Below are 17,338 nucleotides of genomic sequence, written 5' to 3' on the forward strand. Positions count from 1 at the left end.
CGAGCGCGTCGATCTGATGTCTTTCGGATTTGGCTGCTATAAAGCGCCGTAGATCATACGTTGGTTCGGCAGTCCCCGGCCCGCCGATGGCGCTGTGCCAGCCTTACCCGTCCAGCGCCTTGCCCAGGCGCGGCAGTTTCGCCCGTTTCAACAGCGGGCGCAGCGGTTGGTCACGGCCCGAAATGCGCTCGGTGCGGGCCTGCACTTTTGCGACCACGGCTTCGACCCGCGCGCCGTCCGCCAGCCACAGATCCATCAGCAGATCGTCGGGCGACAGCGCGCGCAACCCTTCCAGACGATTGCGGGGAAAATCGCGCAGGTTGAGCGTGACGACCCCATCCGCCCCGCCGGTGATCGCGGCGGCCAGGACATGCGCATCCGCCGGGTCCGGCAGCGACAGGCGCGCCTCAAGGTCCGGGTCGGCGGGCACCTCGGCCTCGGGCCAATCCGCGCGCAAGCCCGCGATCTCGCCCGAGGCGATGGCCGCCCCTTCCGCCCCCAGCCGCGTGGCCGCGATCTGCCATTCCGCCAGAATGCGCGCCGACCACAGGGGCACATAGCCCCCCGCCTGCGCCACCCCGATCAGGATTTCACGCAAGACGGTGGGGTAAAGCACGCAGGCATCCAGAACCAGCCGCATCAATCCAGCCGGAAGAAGACGGCTTTCAGATAGCCCGATTCGGCCAGTTGCGGCAGTTGCGGATGGTCCGGCCCCGCATAGCCCGTGTGCAAGATCGCCCCGCGCCGCCCTGCACGGCCAATGCCGCGCGCACTGGCGTTGCGAAAGCTGGTCAGGTCTGCCGCGTGTGAACAGGAACACAGGCCCAGATAGCCGCCCGGTGCCACCAAGGGCGCAGCGGCCCGCGCGAGTTTTTCATAGGCGCGCAGCCCCGCTTCCAGCGCGGGCTTGTTCGGCGCGAAGGCGGGCGGGTCACAGATGACCGTGTCAAAGCGGCGTCCCTCATCGGCCAGCTTTTGCAGCATGTCGAAGGCATCGCCCTGCAACGTCTCGAACCGCTCCGCCACGCCGCTGGCCTTGGCCCCGGCCTGCGCCAATTCCAGCGCGGGGGCGGAACTGTCCACCGCCAGCGCTTGCGTGGCCCCGCCCGCCAGCGCGGCCAAGGCGAACCCGCCGACATGGGTGAACACGTCCAGCACCGTTCCGCCCTTGGCAAGCTTTGCCGCGAACGCATGGTTCGGGCGCTGGTCAAAGAACAGCCCGGTCTTTTGCCCGCCCAACACATCGGCCATGTAGGTCGCGCCATTCATCGGCACGGGCACCGGGCCATCCACCACGCCGCGTGCCAGTTCCGTCACCTCTGGCAGCCCTTCCAGACTGCGCGCGCGCCCCGATCCGTTACGGATGATGGTGGCCACCCCCGTCACCTCTGCCAGCGCATCGGCGAGCAGGTCGAAATTCCCCTCTGCCCATGCGGCATTAGGCTGGATCACGGCCACATCGCCAAAACGGTCGATGACGACACCGGGAAGGCCGTCGGCCTCGGCATGGATCAGGCGGTAATAGGGGGCGTCGTAAAGCTGCGCGCGCAGCGCCAGGGCATGAGCGATCTTCGCGGCGATCCAAGACTGGTCGATCTGCGCATCCGGATTGCGGTCCATCATCCGCCCGATGATCTTGGACGCGGGGTTGACCGTGACCAGCCCCAGCGCGCGGCCCGCGTTGTCCTCCAGCCGGGCGAAAGTTCCCGGCGCAATCGCGCGGGTGCGGCGGTCCAGAACCACCTCATTAGCGAAAACCCAAGGGAACCCATGACGAATGGCGCGGGCTTCGGCCTTGGGCAACAGGCGGATGGTGGGCATGGGATGGCCTTCTTTTTGGGCGGGGTCGGTGCACATGGCTCTGTCGCAGCCCATAGCGGCTTTATCGCTCCGGGGAAAGGGCCGCGCCCCCCTTTCAATACCGCCGGCACTCGGCTACGCTTTGCCCATGTTTACCATCGAGCATGATTTCGACGCAACCGTCATCACCCTTGTCGACGAGGGGAAGCCCGACCTGCGCGAGGATATCATCATCCGCGCGACCGAGGACCGGGTGAGCGTTGTGCAATTCGACCCGCAGACAGAGACCGAACAGGTCGTCATGCTGTCGCTGTCGCAATTGCGCGATCTGGCCGCCGCTTTGAACCTGCCCGAAGGAAGCTACCGGCTGGCGCGCAAGGATTAAGCCCTCTGCGCCATCGCCGCCTTTTCAGACCAGACCTGCCCGCAACACGGGCAAGAAAGGAAAGCAGATGCTGACCAATGACCAGCTTGACCAATGGGACCGCGCGCATTTCCTGCACGCCTCGACCCATTTCGCGCAGCACGCGCGCGGGGAAAGCCCCACCCGGATCGTGACGGGTGGCGAGGGCGTGCATATCACCGACCGTGACGGCAACCGGATGCTGGACGCCTTCGCGGGGCTGTATTGCGTGAATGTGGGTTACGGCCGCACCGAGATCGCCGAAGCCATCGCGAAACAGGCGCATGAGCTGGCCTATTACCATTCCTATGTCGGGCATGGCACCGAAGCCTCGATCCGGCTCGCGCATATGGTGGCCGAACGCGCGCCTGCGCACATGAACCGCGTCTATTTCGGCCTGTCGGGGTCGGATGCGAATGAGACCAACGTCAAACTGGTCTGGTATTACTGGAACGTCAAAGGCCGCCCGGAAAAGCGTAAGATCATCTCGCGCTGGCGCGGCTATCACGGGTCGGGGCTGATTACCGGCTCGCTGACAGGGCTGACGCCGTTTCATGCGAAATTCGGCCTGCCGATGGCCGAAGTTGTCCATACCGAAGCGCCCTATTACTTCCGCCGCCCGCGCCGCGACATGTCGGAAGCTGAATTTGTCGCCCATTGCGCGGCAGAGCTGGAAGCGCTGATCGACCGCGAAGGCGCGGACAGCATCGGTGCCTTTATCGGCGAGCCGATCCTCGGCACCGGCGGAATCGTCCCCCCGCCCGCCGGCTATTGGGAGGCGATCCAGCCGATCCTGAAAAAGCACGACATCCTGCTGATAACGGATGAGGTCGTCACGGGCTTTGGCCGCTTGGGCACGATGATGGGGTCCACCCATTACGGGATCACGCCCGACATCATCACCATCGCCAAGGGTCTGACCTCTGCCTATGCGCCGCTCTCGGGCAGCATTGTCAGCGATGGCGTCTTTGCCGTGCTGGAGGAAGGCACCGACAAGTTCGGCCCCTTCGGCCATGGCTGGACCTATTCGGCCCACCCCATTGGTGCCGCCGCCGGGGTCGCCAACCTGAAACTGGTGGACGAGCTGGGGCTGGTGCAAAACGCGCGCGAGACAGGGGCGTATTTCCAGAACGCGCTGCGTGAGCGCTTGGGCAGCCACCGTTTCGTGGGCGATGTGCGCGGCGAAGGTCTGATGGCGGCTGTTGAATTGCAGCGCGACCCGGATGCGGGCACCGATTTCGATGCTGCTGACAAGATCACGGCCCAGGTCGTTGGCGCGATGGCCAAGCGCGGTGTTATCGCCCGCGCCATGCCGCAGGGCGAGATCATCGGCTTCGCGCCGCCCCTGTGCATCACCCCCGCCGAGGTGGACGTGATCGCCGATGCAACCGCGCAGGCGCTCGAAGACGTCACCGGCCAGCTTTGACACCACCCTGCCCCGGCGCCCACCCGCGCCGGGGTTTTTCTTGTCCCGGACAGGCAGCATGACCACAACGAACCCGAATTTCACCGATGCCGAGTATGAAGCCCGGATCGCCCGCACCCGCGCCGAGATGGAGAAACGCGGGCTGGACTTGATGATTATCTCGGACCCGTCGAACATGAACTGGATCTCTGGCTATGACGGCTGGTCCTTTTATGTGCACCAAGCCGTGCTCTTGCCGATGGAGGGCGAACCGGTTTGGTGGGGTCGCGGCATTGACGGGCCGGGGGCCGCGCGCACGGTGTTCATGCGCAGCCCCGACAGCGTGGTGCCCTATGACGACACCTATGTTCAAAACCCCCAGAAACACACGATGGAGGCGCTGGCGGCGCTGATCGTGGATCGCGGCTGGAATACCGGCTGGATCGGGGTCGAGATGGACAACTACTACTATTCCGCCGCCGCGCATCAGACGCTGGTGAACCATCTGCACGAGGCACGATTCGAGGACGCAACGGGCCTTGTAAACTGGCAGCGGCTGGTGAAATCGGAATCCGAACTTCTGTATATCCGGCGCGCGGCACGGATCGTGGAGCGGATGCACAAGGTCATCCTGGACGTGGCCGAACCCGGAATGCCCAAGAACATGCTGGTGGCCGAAATCACCCGCGCAGGCATCGAAGGGGCGGATGGGCAATGGGGCGATTACCCGGCCATCGTGCCCATGGCCCCCTCGGGCCTCGATGCGACGGCCGCCCATTTGACATGGGACGACCGCCCCATGCGCGCGGGCGAATCGACCTTTTTCGAGATCGCGGGCGTCCATCGCCGCTACCATTGCCCGCAATCGCGCACGCTGTTTTTCGGGGCGGTGCCAGATCTGTATCGCCATGCCGAGGAAGCCGTGCTGGAAGCGACCGAAGCGGGGCTTGCGCAATGCTACCCCGGCGCGCGCGCCGAGGATGTGGCGAACGCCTTCAACGCGGCTCTGAACAAGCGCGGCTTCGAGAAGGATAATCGCTGTGGCTATTCCATCGGCCTGAGCTACCCGCCCGACTGGGGCGAGCGCACCCTGTCGCTGCGCCGGGGCGACATGACAGAGCTGAAACCAGGGATGGTGATGCATTTCATGCCCGCGCTTTGGCTGGAGGACGGCGGCTTGGAGATTACCGAGCCGGTTCTGATTACCGAACACGGGCCGGAATTGCTGTGCACCACCCCGCGCGAGATCTTCGTGAAATAAGGGATGCGCCCTTTGGGGCCGGGACGGGCTACGCCCGCCCCCGCCCCACAGGCCACGATTTGGCCCTGCTGGCGCAGGGCCGGACATCTGGCTATGCCCCTGCCTTTGGCGTGCGGGGTGCCTGTGGCGCGCGTTGCAACCAGCGTATTTGCGGAAAGATGGACCGGCCTAGCGGTTCATCGCCCGGCTGAGGATGATGACCGGCAAAATGCCAACGGCAACGATCATCAGGGCCGAGGTCGATGCCTCTTCCAGCCGCCCGTCGCTGGCCAGCCGGTAGACACGGATCGCGAGCGTATCGAAATTGAAGGGCCGCACGATCAGCGTGGCGGGGAGTTCCTTCATAACATCGGCAAAGACGAAGATCGCCGCCGTCAGCATCCCCCGGCGCAACAGCGGGATATGCACCCGCGCCAGCAATCCGGCGGTGCCCACTCCCAGATTGCGCGCGGCGTCATCCATGCTGCGGGGAATGCGGGTAAAGGCCGCTTCGGTGGTTTTCAGCGCCACGGCAAGGTAGCGCACCACATAGGCAAACATCAGCGCCGCAATCGTGCCCGTCAGCAACAGCCCGGTCGAGATGCCGAATGTCGCGCGCATCGCCGCGTCGAGCGTGTTGTCGAACGCGGCCATCGGGATCAGGATACCCACGGCGATGACCGCGCCGGGAATGGCATAGCCAAGGCTTGCTGCCTGAATGGCCAGATTGACCACCGGCCCGCCATGCAACCGGCGCGCATAGGCCAAGAACAGCGAAATGCCAACCAGCAGCACCGCGGCACCCCCCGCCATGGTCAGACTGTTGCGCACGAAGGCATAGAAGCGCGGCCCCCACATCGGGTCGCCCGCGATGATCGCAAGCCGCAGAAGTTCCGAGGCCGGAAACAGGAAGCCCAGAAGCACCGGCAGGCCGCAGGCAAGTGCGGCCAAGCTCGCCGCCCCGCCCCGCAAGGGAACGCGCTTCAGGCTGGATGCCCGCCCGCCGCTATCGCCCGCGAAGCGTCTGCGCCCACGGATCAAATGCTCGACATAAAATAGCGCCGCCACAAGGCAGAGCAGCACCGCCGAAAGCTGCGCCGCAGCAACCGGCGCGCCACGCGCAAACCATGTGCGGAAAATGCCCGTGGTCAGGGTTTGCACACCCAGATGCACCACGGCGCCATATTCGGCCAATGTCTCCATGGCGACAAAGGCCGCGCCAGCCGCGACAGCGGGCCACGCCATCGGCAGCGCCACGCGAATAAAGGCCTGCATCCGCGTATGGCCCAGCGCGCGCGCGGTATCCATCAGGTGTTGCGATTGGCCCATGAAGGCCGCGCGCGACAACAGGTAGACGTATGGGTATAGCACCAACGACAACAGCACGATCGCGCCGGGAACAGAGGCGACTTGCGGGAACCAGTAATCGCCCACCTGCCAGCCGAACCAGTCGCGCAAGCTGCTCTGGATCGGGCCCCATGAACTGAGCCGGTCGTAATAGACATAGGCGATCACGTAGCTGGGCATGGCCAAGGGCAGCATCAGCCCCCATTCGAACACACGCCGCCCCGGAAATTCGAACGCGGCGACCAGCCACCCCGTGACCACACCGATCATGATCGCAAGACTGGGCACGCCGACCAACAGCAGAAGCGAGTTGCGGATATAGCCGGGCAGCACCGTGTCCATCAGGTGCGGCCACACCCCGTCAGAGGGCAGGAACACCCGCGTCAGCACCGTGGCAATGGGCAGGAACACGATGGCCGCCACAATCACCGCCAGCACGGTCCAGACCGTCAGGCGGGGGCGGCGTTTGCCGAAAGCGCGGGGAATATCAAGCTCTGCCATGGCCCGCATGTAGCGCGTTTTCGGGCAATCCGAAATACCAAATAAAAAACTTGGGAATATTTCCGATTATTCTTGTCATGTATCTGACTTGGGTCTAGGTTGCGCCCAGTCGGCAAATTCCGACAAAAACAGTCAACCGAATGGGCGCGGGGACCAGCGCCCTAGGCGAGGACCATATGAAAAGGAGACATCCCATGGTGCGTCTTGCAACCGTTTCAGTTGCCGCGCTCGCCGTTGCCATGCCGGTCATGGCAAACGAAGTGAATATCTACTCTGCCCGCCACTACGATACCGACCTGCAACTGTTCGACACGTTCACCGAACAGACCGGCATTCAGGTCAATATCATCGAAGGTTCGGAAGACGAGCTTCTGGCACGCCTGCAAGCCGAAGGGGCCAACAGCCCCGCCGATGTGTTCATCACGGTCGATGGCGGCCGCCTGCACCGCGCGGTCGAAGCGGGCCTGTTCCAGCCTGTCGACAGCGAGATCCTTGAAACCCGCGTCCCCGAGAAAAGCCAGCACCCCGACAATCTGTGGTTTGGCCTGACCAGCCGCGCGCGGGTCATCTTCTACAATATCGACGCGGGCCTGCCCGACGGCGTGGCCGATTACGAAGACCTCGCCAATCCCGAGCTGGACAACTCGATCTGCATCCGCACCTCGTCGAATATCTACAACGTGTCGCTGATGGCCGAATTGATCGACGCGCTCGGCGAAGAGGCCGCAGAGGCTTGGGCCGCAGGCGTGACCGAGAACCTCGCCCGCGATCCGCAAGGCGGCGACACCGACCAGTTGCGTGCGCTGGCGGCTGGCGAATGCCAGCTCGCCGTGTCGAACACCTATTACTGGGGGCGGCTGAAATCCTCGTCCAACCCGGAAGATGTGGCCGTGGCCGACAAGCTGGCCTTCATCTACCCCAACCAGGACAATCGCGGCACGCATGTGAACATCTCGGGCGCGGGCGTTCTGGTGAATGCGCCGAACCCGGAAAACGGCGTCGCCTTCCTTGAATACCTCGTATCCGACGAGGCGCAGAAAACGCTGGCCGACGGGAATAACGAATTCCCGATCGTCGAGGGCGTGACCATCGACGGCCCCATCGGCGCTTTCACCGATTTCAAGATCAGCGATGTGAATGTCTCGGTCTACGGCACCAATGCTGCGGCTGCCACGGCAGTCTACGACCGCGCCGGTATGCCATAAGCCAGACACGCGAAGGGCCGGTCGTGGGACCGGCCCTTTTCCTTACTCCGGCTCGATCGCTAGAACGATCTTGCCGATATGCTCCGAGCTTTCCATCCGCGCATGGGCGCCAGCCGCATCGGCCAAGGGAAACTCGCTGTCCATGACCGGGGCCAAACGCCCGGCGGCGATCATGGGCCAGACCTTTTCTTCCAGCTCTGCCGCGATCGCGGCTTTCGCAGCATCGGATTGGGGCCGCAAGGTGGACCCGGTGATGGTCAGACGCCGCACCATCAGCGGCGCGAAATTCACCGCCACTTTCGGGCCTTGCAAGAACGCGATCTGCACCAGCCGCCCATCTTCGGCCAAGGCTTTCAGGTTGCGCGGCAGGTAATCGCCGCCCACCATGTCCAGAATCAGGTTCGCGCCGCCCAGATCGCGCAGGACCGACACGAAATCCTCGTCCCGGTAATTGATCGCGCGCTCGGCCCCCAGATCGGTGCAGGCCTTGCACTTCTCGGCAGAGCCCGCGGTCGCAAAGACCCGCGCGCCAAAGGCATTGGCCAGTTGAATGGCGGTCGTCCCGATCCCGGATGACCCGCCATGTACCAGGAACCGCTCGCCCGCCTGCAAACCGCCGCGCATGAACACGTTCGACCAGACGGTGAAAAACGTCTCGGGCAGGCACGCGGCCTCGCGCAGGCTCATGCCCTTGGGCACCGGCAGCACCTGCCCGGCATCGGTCGCGGCATGGCCTGCGTAAGAGCCGCCGGGAAACAGCGCACAGACCCGGTCGCCCACTTTCCAGCGCGCCACCCCCGCGCCCACGGCGGCAATCGTGCCCGCGCCCTCCAGCCCCGGCAGATCGCTTGCGCCCGGCGGCGGATCATAGGCGCCCGCGCGCTGCAACGCATCGGGGCGGTTCACGCCCGCATAGGCCATGCGCACCACCACTTGGCCCGCACCGGGCACAGGCACGGGGCGCTCCACCTCGCGCAACACCTCTGGCCCGCCGGGCTTGGCTATTTCAATCGCGCGCATCGTATGTGGCAGATCCATCCCTGCTCCCTCCCGTTCATTCATCCTTGCCCAAATATCCTGGGGTGAATGGTCCCGCAGGGACCAGAGGGGCAAAGCCCCTTAAAGCGCCCCGGCGCTCTTGCGAACCGCTTCCACCGTCTCGCCCCCCGACAGCGCATAATCCCAATACAGATCGCGCGCGCGCTGCCCCATGCGCGGCGCGCCCATGTCGCGGTCCTTGTAGCGGGCGACGGGCATGACCTTGGCGATATTGCCCGTCACGAAAATCTCTTCGGCGCTCTCGAAATCCTCCAGCGTCAGGCTGGCCTCGATCACCTCGACCCCATCGGCGCGCAACAGCCCGATGATCCGCTGGCGCGTGATCCCATTCAGGAACATGCCATTTGGCACCGGCGTGAACACGACCCCGTCGCGCACCATGAACACGTTGGTCGAGGCGGTCTCGGCCACGAATCCCTCCACATCCAGCGACAGCGCGTTGGAAAAGCCGCGCTTGCGGGCATCGGCCATGATGCGGGCATTGTTGGCGTAAAGCGCGCCGGCCTTGGCCTCTGTCACCGCCATGTCGGGGCGCGGGCGGCAGAAGGGCGAAACCGTCAGCGAAAAGCCCCCCGGCGCGGGCATGTCGAGCGCTTCGATACAGATGGAAAACCCGGTATTTTCCGGCACCACGTCAATGATTCCGGGGGCAGAATCGCGCGACCACATCATCGGGCGCAGATACAAAACGCGGTCCACTCCGAAACGCGCGCAGCCCTCTTCCATCAGGCCTTGCACCGTCGCGGCATCGACGGGCGGGATCATCCCCATTGCTTCGGCAGAGCGAATGATGCGGGCCGAATGCAGGTCCAGATCGGGGCGCACGCCCTCGAACTGGCGGGCACCGTCGAAAACCGTGCTGCCCAGCCACGCCGCGTGGTCCGACGCCGTGATGATGGGCGCGCTCCCCTCGTGCCACGCGCCTTCATACCAGGTGAGGATTTCCTTGCCGACCGCCATTGCGCCTGTCCCGTCTTGTTTTTCAGGTCAGCGCAACCTGCGGCGCAAATGGTCTTGCGTCAACCCTCGGCTTTGCGGGGCATGTAGCCCGGCAGGTCGCTGCGCGCGCGGCCCGTGGGCGCCTTGATGCAGGACAAAAGCGCGCTCGGCCCTGCAAAGACCGTTTTCAGAACCGGGTTCTTGCGCATCGCACCTTTCACCCGTTCGATCTGCATCACACCGTCGATGCGGCGGTCAAGAAAGGCCCATGTCGCCGCCGCGCCTTCGCTCTCATCGCCCAACCAGAACAGGACCGTGGCCGAATAGACCCCCGCCAGCGTGGCGCGCTTGGTATACCAGTTATAGTCGGTGGCCGTGTCGCCCAGCGCGGTCCAGATCGCATCGGCGGTGCCCCAGATCGCGCGCGCGCCGTCAGCGGCGTATAGCGGCAGCGCGAAAAGCGTCGTGCCCCGGCGCACCAGCTCACGATCCTCTGCGGCTTCAAGCCGCAGGCGCACGGCCAGCGCGATGCGGTCGCGAATACGCAGTTGCGACAGGTCGTGATCGGCCAGCGCACGCAGCATGGCCGCATCGCCCCGCGCGTGATAGGCCAGCGCCATATCTACGCCCCCGCGCGGAAAGACCGCGCGCGCGGCGGCCATATCTACCCCGCAATCGGCGGCGGCGGCGCGCAAGGCGGCATCGCCCCAGCCGTCAAAGGGCACATGGATCAGCGCGGCATCCAGAAGTTTGTCGGTCAGATCGCTCATGGAACATCCTCCAATCTGGTCATACGGCTGGACATAGCGCCATGTGTCTGCTATGCGACCGCTTCCTGCAATTTATGCAACTCTAACTTGGAAAGGTGGTGAAAACCACATGCAGGTATCGGTTCGTGACAACAATGTCGATCAGGCTCTTCGTGCGCTGAAGAAGAAACTCCAGCGTGAAGGTGTGTTTCGCGAAATGAAGCTCAAGCAGCATTTCGAGAAGCCGTCCGAGAAGAAAGCCCGTGAAAAGGCTGAAGCGATCCGCCGTGCGCGCAAACTGGCGCGCAAGAAGGCGCAGCGCGAGAACGGGCTCTGAGGTTCGACAGAACCGAGGCGGGGCTTCTGCCCTGCCACGAGTGACGAAACCCCCGAAGGCTTGGCCTGCGGGGGTTTTTTCACGGGCTGCGCGTGTCATCCTTGTGCAGCGCGCGCAAAGCGTCCGGCGTGGGGGCACCCGACAAGACGGGCACGGCGGCGCGGATACGGTCCAGGTCCCAGTCCCACCAGCGCAAGTCCAGCAGCGCCGCGATGGTCTGGTCATCAAAGCGGCGGCGGATCAGCCGGGCCGGGTTGCCGCCCCATATCTCGTAGGGGCCAATATCCTTGGCCACGGTCGAATTGGCCGCGATCACGGCCCCATCGCCCACCGTCACGCCCGACAGGATGGTCGTGTTGCGCCCGATCCAGACATCGTTGCCGATGACCACGTCGCCCTTCGTGGCGGGATGCCCCTTTGGGCGGTCGGGGCCAAGCGCCTCTTCGAACACATGGCCGAACGGAAAGGTCGTAATCCAGTCGGTGCGGTGATTGCCGCCCAGCATGATGACGATATTGTCGGAAATCGAGCAGAACGCCCCCACCCGCAACGCGGCCCCCTCGCCCCATTGCTTGACGGTGATATACTCGTGCCCATAGGTGAACCGCCCGATGCTGACGGGCGAGCGGCCGACTTGGTAGGTCAGCACGCGCGACGGGTCGCCACGTTTCAGTGCCTTTCGGCGCAGCCGGATTTTCTTGCCAAACAATCGCATCGCAGCAAGCCCTTGATCGCAAAACGCCCGGACCAAGCGGGCCGGGCGTTTCGTAGTCTGATCTTGTCGAAACGATTAACGCTTCGAGAACTGGAAGCTGCGGCGGGCTTTCGCGCGGCCGAACTTCTTGCGTTCCACGACGCGGCTGTCGCGGGTCAGGAAACCTGCCGCTTTCAGCGCCGGGCGCAGCGCCGGATCGTAAAGCTGCAACGCTTTCGAGATGCCGTGCTTCACGGCGCCAGCCTGACCGGACAGACCACCGCCGGCAACCGTTGCCATCACGTCGAACTGGTCGACAACACCGGCAACCTGGAAGGGCTGGCGCAGGATCATCTGCAGCACGGGGCGTGCGAAATACTTGGTGTAGTCGATATACTGACCCTTGGCATCGCGCACCAGGATCTTGCCGGAACCCGGCTTGATCCAGACGCGGGCGACCGCGTCCTTGCGCTTGCCGGTTGCGTAGGAACGGCCCAGCTCGTCACGAACGGGTTCGCGGGCGGGCGCGGCCTCTGCGGCGGGGGTGACGACCGATTTCAGATCGTCCAGTGTCTTGAGATCGTCGCTCATGGTCATGCGCTCCGCGTGTTCTTGGTGTTCATGGATTTGACATCCAGAACTTCGGGTTGCTGGGCTTCATGCGGATGCTCGGTGCCGGCATAGACGCGCAGATGGGTCATCTGCTGGCGCGACAGCGGGCCGCCGGGCAGCATACGCTTGACGGCCTGCATCAGCACGCGCTCGGGGAAGCGACCTTCGAGGATCTGGCCCGTGGTGCGCGACTTGATCCCGCCCGGATGGCCAGTGTGCCAGTAGTTCGGCTTGGCGCGCTTGTTGCCCGTCAGCTGCACCTTGTCGGCGTTGATGACGATGACATTGTCGCCCATGTCCATATGGGGGGTGAAAGACGGCTTGTGCTTGCCGCGCAGACGCATGGCGATGATCGAGGCAAGACGGCCCAGAACGACGCCCTCGGCGTCGATCAGGATCCATTTCTTCTCGATATCCGCCGGAGTGGCAGAGAAGGTTTTCATGGTGTGACCCTTGAGAGAGAACAATTCAGACCCCTTTCGGGGCGCTGGATGTCTTCTACGCATATTCGCGGAACCGTCAAGGGGTGTGTATTCCGATTTTTGTATACAAATCAGTTGGTTAAAAATTAGGTATTATAGTACCCCACGTTTTTCCGCCTCAACGCAGCTTGGGCGGCGCGTCCGGGTCCAGCCCCGGTGCTTTCACCTCGACAGGTTTCGCGGGTTGCGGCAGGTCAAAGCGCAGGCCCAGGCGCGCAAGCTCTGCCGCGCGGGTGTCATTTGCCGCCAAGAAGGTCACATCCAGCTGCCCCGCCTCGATGCCCGAAAAACCCAGCGCGCCCTGCACCGCACGGGCCAAGGCGCTTTCCGCACCCGGCGCGGCATCGACAAAGGCCAGCATATGCCCGCGCTGCCCGCCCTCGTATTCGGTGCCGACCAGATAGGCGAGCGCGGCCAACCCCTCCATCCGGGCCAGCCGCGCATCGAGCGCGGTTAACACGGCTTCGGGCAGGCCGCGCGGAGCATGAAACGCCGCGACACGGTTTTCCAGCTCTTCGGGCCGCTCGGACAGGGTTTCGGCCAGCCATGCCAGTATTTCGGGCGGGAACACCCGGGCCGAGGGCGCGACCCCAAGGTTCAGCCCCAGCCCCATATCGCTGCCCGCCAGCATCTCGACCACCACGCGGCCCGGAAGGGCGGCATAGGGCGCGGGCATCCCTGTGAACTCTGTCAGCCGGTCCTCGCGGTCGAAGGCCAGCACGATCGGGCCGTCTTCCAGATCAAACACCTTGGGGTCCAGCGTGTCACCCTTGCCCTCTCGCTCCAGCAGAAGAAACAACTCGCCCTCTGTCAGCCGCGCGTAATAGCGCAGGCGCGTGGGAATGTCGTCGGGCGCGGCCTCTGTCGCGGCAAAGGCCAGATCAAGCGGTGTTTCGGTCATGGCGACCCCCTGTCAATGCGTGAGCCCATGGCTAGAAGCCACCGGCCCGAATGGCAAGGTGGCACGATTGCATTCAGCGCCGCACCGCCCTATTGCACATGTGAAGCAACACAGGCACAGCCCATGCTGACCCGCGGCCGAACCGCCAAGCCCCTGACCGGCATCGCGCTGAATATCAGCGCGCTCTTCGTGTTGGTCTGCATGGCGGCCTGCGTCAAGGCCGCGACCGCGACGGTGCCCACGGGCCAAGCGGTTTTTGCGCGCGCGGCGTTTTCGCTTCCGTTGATCCTGGGCTGGATCGCGGCACAAGGGCCGCTATCGGACGGGCTGCGCATGGCGCGCCCAAAGCTGCACCTGCTGCGCGACGCGCTTGGCACGGTGGCGCTGTCGCTGAACTTCCTCGCGCTGTCGCTGCTGCCCTTGCCAGAGGTGACGACCATCGGCTTTTCCGCCCCCGTCGTCACGCTGGTCTTTGCCGTCATCATCCTCGGCGAACGTGTCCGGCTTGTGCGCTGGGGCGCGGTCGCTTTGGGGCTGGCGGGCGTTCTGATCGTGGTCTGGCCCCGTCTGACCTTGCAGGGCGACCCAGAGGGCTTGGCCCGGATCGGCGCATTGGCGGCACTTGGGTCGGCCACGGCGGCGGCCTTGGTCAAGATCCTGCTGCGCCGGATGGTGCAATATGAAAGCACACCCGCCATCGTCTTCTATTTCGCGCTGACCGCCAGCTTCATGGGCCTGCTGACCGCCCCTTTCGGCTGGGTCTGGCCCGATCGTGACACGGCCCTTCTGCTCGTGGCCTCGGGGCTGTTGGGGGGCGTCGGGCAGTTGATGATGACCGCCAGCTACCGCTATGCCGATGCCTCTGCGCTGGCGCCCTTCTGGTATGCGCAGCTTCTCTTTGCCACCGCGCTTGGTTTTTTCCTGTTCGACGAAGTGCCAAGCCCCCAGGTGCTGACAGGGGCGGGGCTGGTCATCGGGGCGGGGCTGCTGATCGCGTGGCGCGAATCGCGACTGGCCAAATCCGGACAAGCGGGCCGGTAAGGGGCAAAGCCCGACACGCCTGCGAATAAGGTCAGGATTGCCGCGCAGACGCAGGCATCACGACAGCGTCCTACGCCCACCGCCCCACCCGAAACGGGCGTTTCGCGCCCTTGGGTTCGTGGGAAATATCCGCCGCGCGCGTAACCCGGTCCGCGCCGGCCGATCCCTTGCAGGCTTGGAAAACCGGGGCTAGCTGCCTGTCCAGACACACGACACTTTCCCCGGTGGCACGCGCCACCCCACCCTGACGGAGGCCGCATCATGCTGCGCAAAACCGCCCTGACCCTGACACTCGCCGCCCTGCCCACGCTGGCCCTTGCCGCGCCGGATGGGTGGAAACCGCTTCTCTCCCCCGCCGAGCTGTCGGCGCTGATCGAGCGCGGCGACGACATCCACATCATCCGCGTGACCGGCGATTTCGCGGCGGGCCATATTCCGGGTGCCGTCTTCTCGCCCTACGAGAGTTGGCGCGCGGGCCCGACCAATCCCGGCGCGGTGCTGCCCGAACTGGAATACGAATCCGAAGCCGTGCGCGTAGGCGTGACCGCAGAGCGCCCGACCGTCATTGTCCATGACGGCGCAAGCCCGACCGACATGGGGGCCGCCGCGCGTGTATACTGGACGTTGAAATCCTTGGGCGTCGAAGATCTGGCGCTTCTGAACGGCGGCTATCAGGCTTGGGCCAAGGCAGGCTTGCCGACCGCCACGGGAGAGGTCACACCGACCGAATCCGATTTCTACGCCGAATGGCGCGACGACTGGTATATCCCGACCAGCGAAGTCACCGCCTTGGTCGAGAGCGGCGAGGCGAAGCTGCTCGACAGCCGCCCGGAAGGGTTCTTCCAGGGCATCGCCTGGTCCATCGCCCGCCCCGGCACCATTCGCGGGGCGGAAAACCTGCAATTCTCGGCGTTTTTCGAGGATGGGCTGATGGTCAGCCCCGAGCGCGCCCGCGAGATCGCTCAGGCGCAGGGTCTGCAAGACGCGCCCATCACCGTGTCCTTCTGCAATACCGGGCATTGGGCCGCGCTGAACTGGTTCGCGCTCAGCGAATTGGCTGAAATCCCGAATACCCGGCTCTATGCTGAAAGCATGGCCGAATACACCATCCACGGCCACCCGCTGGATAACGAGCCGGGCCGCGCGGAATACATGTGGCTTGCGACGAAGAAATGGGTCGCAGAGATTTTCTAATCCCTGTCACCTTGCCCCAAATACTCGAAATCCCCGGCCTGCCCCCGATGGCAGCGCCGGGTCATCCTTGGAAAGGCCCGCCATGCTGTCGCGTCGTGCATTCGTCACCTTCCTGATCCTGTCAGCCCTTGTTTTCGCGCTGGCCATGGCCGGCCCGCGCGCGGGGCTTCTGATGGCCATCGGCATCGGCTTCGGGCTAGTGCTGGAGGGGCTGCGCTTCGGCTTTGCCGGGCCGTGGCGGCTGATCGTGGTCGAGCGCGACGGGCGCGGGCTGCTGGCACAGCTTCTGGCCATCGGGCTGGTCGCCAGCATAGCCTTCCCGCTCTTGGCCGCCAATGGAGGCGAGCTGTCACCGGCCCATGCCCCCGTCGGCCTTGGCATGATCTTGGGCGCCTTTGTCTTTGGCGCGGCGATGCAGCTTGTCATGGGTTGCGGGTCGGGCACGCTGGTCAATGCAGGCTCTGGCAATCTTGTCGGGCTGATCGCGCTTGCGGGCTTCATCGGCGGCAGCTTTCTGGGCAGCCTGCACCTTGGCTGGTGGACGGGGCTGGCCAGCCTGCCGGTCCTGTCGCTGCAAGGGCTGTTCGGGGCGAATGGCGGCTTGATCGTCACGCTGGCGGGTCTGGCCGCGCTGGCCGCTTTGGTCATCTGGCGCGCAAGCCCCGGCAAGCGCCTGCCACCCGCGCGGCTGTGGTGGGCGGCGGCGCTGATCGCGGCACTGGCGCTGGCCAATCTTGTGGTGGCGGGCCAGCCTTGGGGCATCGTCTACGGGTTGGGCCTGTGGGGCGCGAAACTGGCGCAAGCGGGCGGGGTGGATGTGGCCGCCAGCGCGTTTTGGGCCAATCCGGGCAATGCCGAGCGGCTGGGCGCGTCCATCCTGACCGATGTCACGTCGCTGACCAATATCGGGCTGTTGATCGGCGCTTTCGCAGTCATGCGCTGGCGGGCTGACCCCGGTGCACCCGCAACGCCGCTGACAGCCCGCAGCTACGCGCTGGTGCTTCTGGCGGGGCTGGTGCTGGGCTATTCGGCACGCATGGCGTTCGGGTGCAACGTGGGTGCCTTCTTCAGCGGCATATCGACCGGATCGCTGCATGGCTGGGTGTGGCTGGCCGCGGCCTTTGCCGGGTCCACGCTCGGGCTGAAGCTGCGCCCCCATGTTTTGCGCGCGGCACCTCAACCGAAAGGAGCTTTCGCATGACCCTGCCTGCCCTGCCCCGCCCCGTGGTCGGCCTGCTGGCGCTCGCGGCTCTTGGCCTGATCTTGGCGGTCGATCTGGCCCAAAGCGGCGCGCCTGACCTGTTCACAGCGCCCCCGGCGCTGGCGCTTGGGTCCGGTCAGGCACCAAGCGGCGCACATTGCACCGCGCAATAGCGACTGGCGTGAAACCATCGCGGCGGGCTGGTCGGGCACATGGCCTGACCAGTCT

19 protein-coding genes are annotated in these 17,338 nt (G+C 64.9%); 9 read left to right on the forward strand and 10 right to left on the reverse strand.

Annotation, left to right across the window (positions count from 1 at the left end; genetic code table 11):
- Positions 1–103: 103 nt before the first annotated feature.
- Positions 104–640, reverse strand: a complete 537-nt coding sequence (locus J1C52_RS08050; RefSeq protein ID WP_227427419.1) for an RSP_2648 family PIN domain-containing protein — start codon at positions 638–640, stop codon at positions 104–106.
- Positions 640–1,821 carry an RSP_2647 family RNA methyltransferase gene (locus J1C52_RS08055; RefSeq protein ID WP_227427420.1) on the reverse strand — a complete coding sequence of 394 codons (1,182 nt, stop codon included), beginning with the start codon at positions 1,819–1,821 and terminating at the stop codon, positions 640–642. The genes J1C52_RS08050 and J1C52_RS08055 overlap by 1 nt, the downstream gene beginning before the upstream one ends.
- 127 nt (positions 1,822–1,948) lie before the next feature.
- On the opposite strand from J1C52_RS08055, the gene J1C52_RS08060 reads away from it, so the two are divergent.
- The 3 genes from J1C52_RS08060 (at position 1,949) to J1C52_RS08070 (ending at position 4,869) form a co-directional block, all read left to right on the forward strand.
- Entirely contained in the window at positions 1,949–2,185 is a 237-nt protein-coding gene (locus J1C52_RS08060; protein ID WP_227427421.1) for a hypothetical protein, read from the forward strand.
- Positions 2,186–2,252: 67 nt separating this feature from the next.
- Positions 2,253–3,629: an aminotransferase gene (locus J1C52_RS08065; RefSeq protein ID WP_227427422.1), complete on the forward strand. Its 1,377-nt coding sequence runs from the start codon at positions 2,253–2,255 to the stop codon at positions 3,627–3,629.
- 58 nt (positions 3,630–3,687) lie between these two features.
- Positions 3,688–4,869 carry a M24 family metallopeptidase gene (locus J1C52_RS08070; RefSeq protein ID WP_227427423.1) on the forward strand — a complete coding sequence of 394 codons (1,182 nt, stop codon included), beginning with the start codon at positions 3,688–3,690 and terminating at the stop codon, positions 4,867–4,869.
- A 168-nt stretch (positions 4,870–5,037) separates the two neighbouring features.
- On the opposite strand, the gene J1C52_RS08075 is transcribed toward J1C52_RS08070, so the two are convergent.
- Positions 5,038–6,696 carry an ABC transporter permease gene (locus J1C52_RS08075; RefSeq protein WP_227427424.1) on the reverse strand — a complete coding sequence of 553 codons (1,659 nt, stop codon included), beginning with the start codon at positions 6,694–6,696 and terminating at the stop codon, positions 5,038–5,040.
- Between the two features lie 194 nt (positions 6,697–6,890).
- Here J1C52_RS08075 and J1C52_RS08080 point away from each other — a divergent pair, with 194 nt between their 5' ends.
- Positions 6,891–7,901 (forward strand): extracellular solute-binding protein, encoded by a 1,011-nt coding sequence (locus tag J1C52_RS08080; RefSeq protein WP_227427425.1) that lies wholly within the window; start codon positions 6,891–6,893, stop codon positions 7,899–7,901.
- 42 nt (positions 7,902–7,943) lie between these two features.
- Here the strand turns inward: J1C52_RS08080 and J1C52_RS08085 are convergent, their stop codons facing one another.
- The 3 genes from J1C52_RS08085 to J1C52_RS08095 form a co-directional block, all read right to left on the reverse strand.
- Complete coding sequence (locus tag J1C52_RS08085; RefSeq protein WP_227427577.1) at positions 7,944–8,933, reverse strand: NAD(P)H-quinone oxidoreductase; 990 nt, start codon at positions 8,931–8,933, stop codon at positions 7,944–7,946.
- A gap of 87 nt (positions 8,934–9,020) precedes the next feature.
- A complete protein-coding gene (locus J1C52_RS08090) occupies positions 9,021–9,920 on the reverse strand; it encodes a branched-chain amino acid aminotransferase (RefSeq protein ID WP_227427426.1) in 900 nt (299 codons plus the stop codon).
- Between the two features lie 59 nt (positions 9,921–9,979).
- The gene (locus J1C52_RS08095) at positions 9,980–10,669 is read right to left on the reverse strand and encodes a COQ9 family protein (protein ID WP_227427427.1); all 690 of its coding nucleotides are present in this window, start codon (positions 10,667–10,669) and stop codon (positions 9,980–9,982) included.
- Between the two features lie 109 nt (positions 10,670–10,778).
- Here J1C52_RS08095 and rpsU point away from each other — a divergent pair, with 109 nt between their 5' ends.
- Positions 10,779–10,985, forward strand: coding sequence for a 30S ribosomal protein S21 (rpsU, locus tag J1C52_RS08100; RefSeq protein WP_071470372.1), 207 nt, complete (start codon positions 10,779–10,781; stop codon positions 10,983–10,985).
- A 79-nt stretch (positions 10,986–11,064) separates the two neighbouring features.
- Here the strand turns inward: rpsU and J1C52_RS08105 are convergent, their stop codons facing one another.
- The 4 genes from J1C52_RS08105 to J1C52_RS08120 all read right to left on the reverse strand — a co-directional run bounded on the left by J1C52_RS08105 (position 11,065) and on the right by J1C52_RS08120 (position 13,674).
- Positions 11,065–11,700: a CatB-related O-acetyltransferase gene (locus J1C52_RS08105; RefSeq protein ID WP_227427428.1), complete on the reverse strand. Its 636-nt coding sequence runs from the start codon at positions 11,698–11,700 to the stop codon at positions 11,065–11,067.
- 75 nt (positions 11,701–11,775) lie between these two features.
- A complete protein-coding gene (gene rpsI / locus J1C52_RS08110; protein WP_227427429.1) occupies positions 11,776–12,270 on the reverse strand; it encodes a 30S ribosomal protein S9 in 495 nt (164 codons plus the stop codon).
- Between the two features lie 2 nt (positions 12,271–12,272).
- Complete coding sequence (rplM, locus tag J1C52_RS08115; protein WP_227427430.1) at positions 12,273–12,734, reverse strand: 50S ribosomal protein L13; 462 nt, start codon at positions 12,732–12,734, stop codon at positions 12,273–12,275.
- A 157-nt stretch (positions 12,735–12,891) separates the two neighbouring features.
- The gene (locus J1C52_RS08120) at positions 12,892–13,674 is read right to left on the reverse strand and encodes an SseB family protein (RefSeq protein ID WP_227427431.1); all 783 of its coding nucleotides are present in this window, start codon (positions 13,672–13,674) and stop codon (positions 12,892–12,894) included.
- Between the two features lie 123 nt (positions 13,675–13,797).
- Between J1C52_RS08120 and J1C52_RS08125 the strand changes: the two genes are divergently transcribed.
- From J1C52_RS08125 to J1C52_RS08140, 4 genes are all read left to right on the forward strand, one after another.
- Positions 13,798–14,715: a DMT family transporter gene (locus J1C52_RS08125; protein ID WP_227427432.1), complete on the forward strand. Its 918-nt coding sequence runs from the start codon at positions 13,798–13,800 to the stop codon at positions 14,713–14,715.
- A 261-nt stretch (positions 14,716–14,976) separates the two neighbouring features.
- Positions 14,977–15,909 (forward strand): sulfurtransferase, encoded by a 933-nt coding sequence (locus J1C52_RS08130; RefSeq protein WP_227427433.1) that lies wholly within the window; start codon positions 14,977–14,979, stop codon positions 15,907–15,909.
- Positions 15,910–15,991: 82 nt separating this feature from the next.
- Positions 15,992–17,110 (forward strand): YeeE/YedE family protein, encoded by a 1,119-nt coding sequence (locus J1C52_RS08135; RefSeq protein ID WP_227427434.1) that lies wholly within the window; start codon positions 15,992–15,994, stop codon positions 17,108–17,110.
- Entirely contained in the window at positions 17,107–17,283 is a 177-nt protein-coding gene (locus J1C52_RS08140; protein WP_227427435.1) for a hypothetical protein, read from the forward strand. The genes J1C52_RS08135 and J1C52_RS08140 overlap by 4 nt, the downstream gene beginning before the upstream one ends.
- Positions 17,284–17,338: the final 55 nt, after the last annotated feature.

The sequence above is a fragment of the Roseibaca sp. Y0-43 genome (assembly GCF_020667835.1).
Classification (GTDB): domain Bacteria; phylum Pseudomonadota; class Alphaproteobacteria; order Rhodobacterales; family Rhodobacteraceae; genus Roseinatronobacter.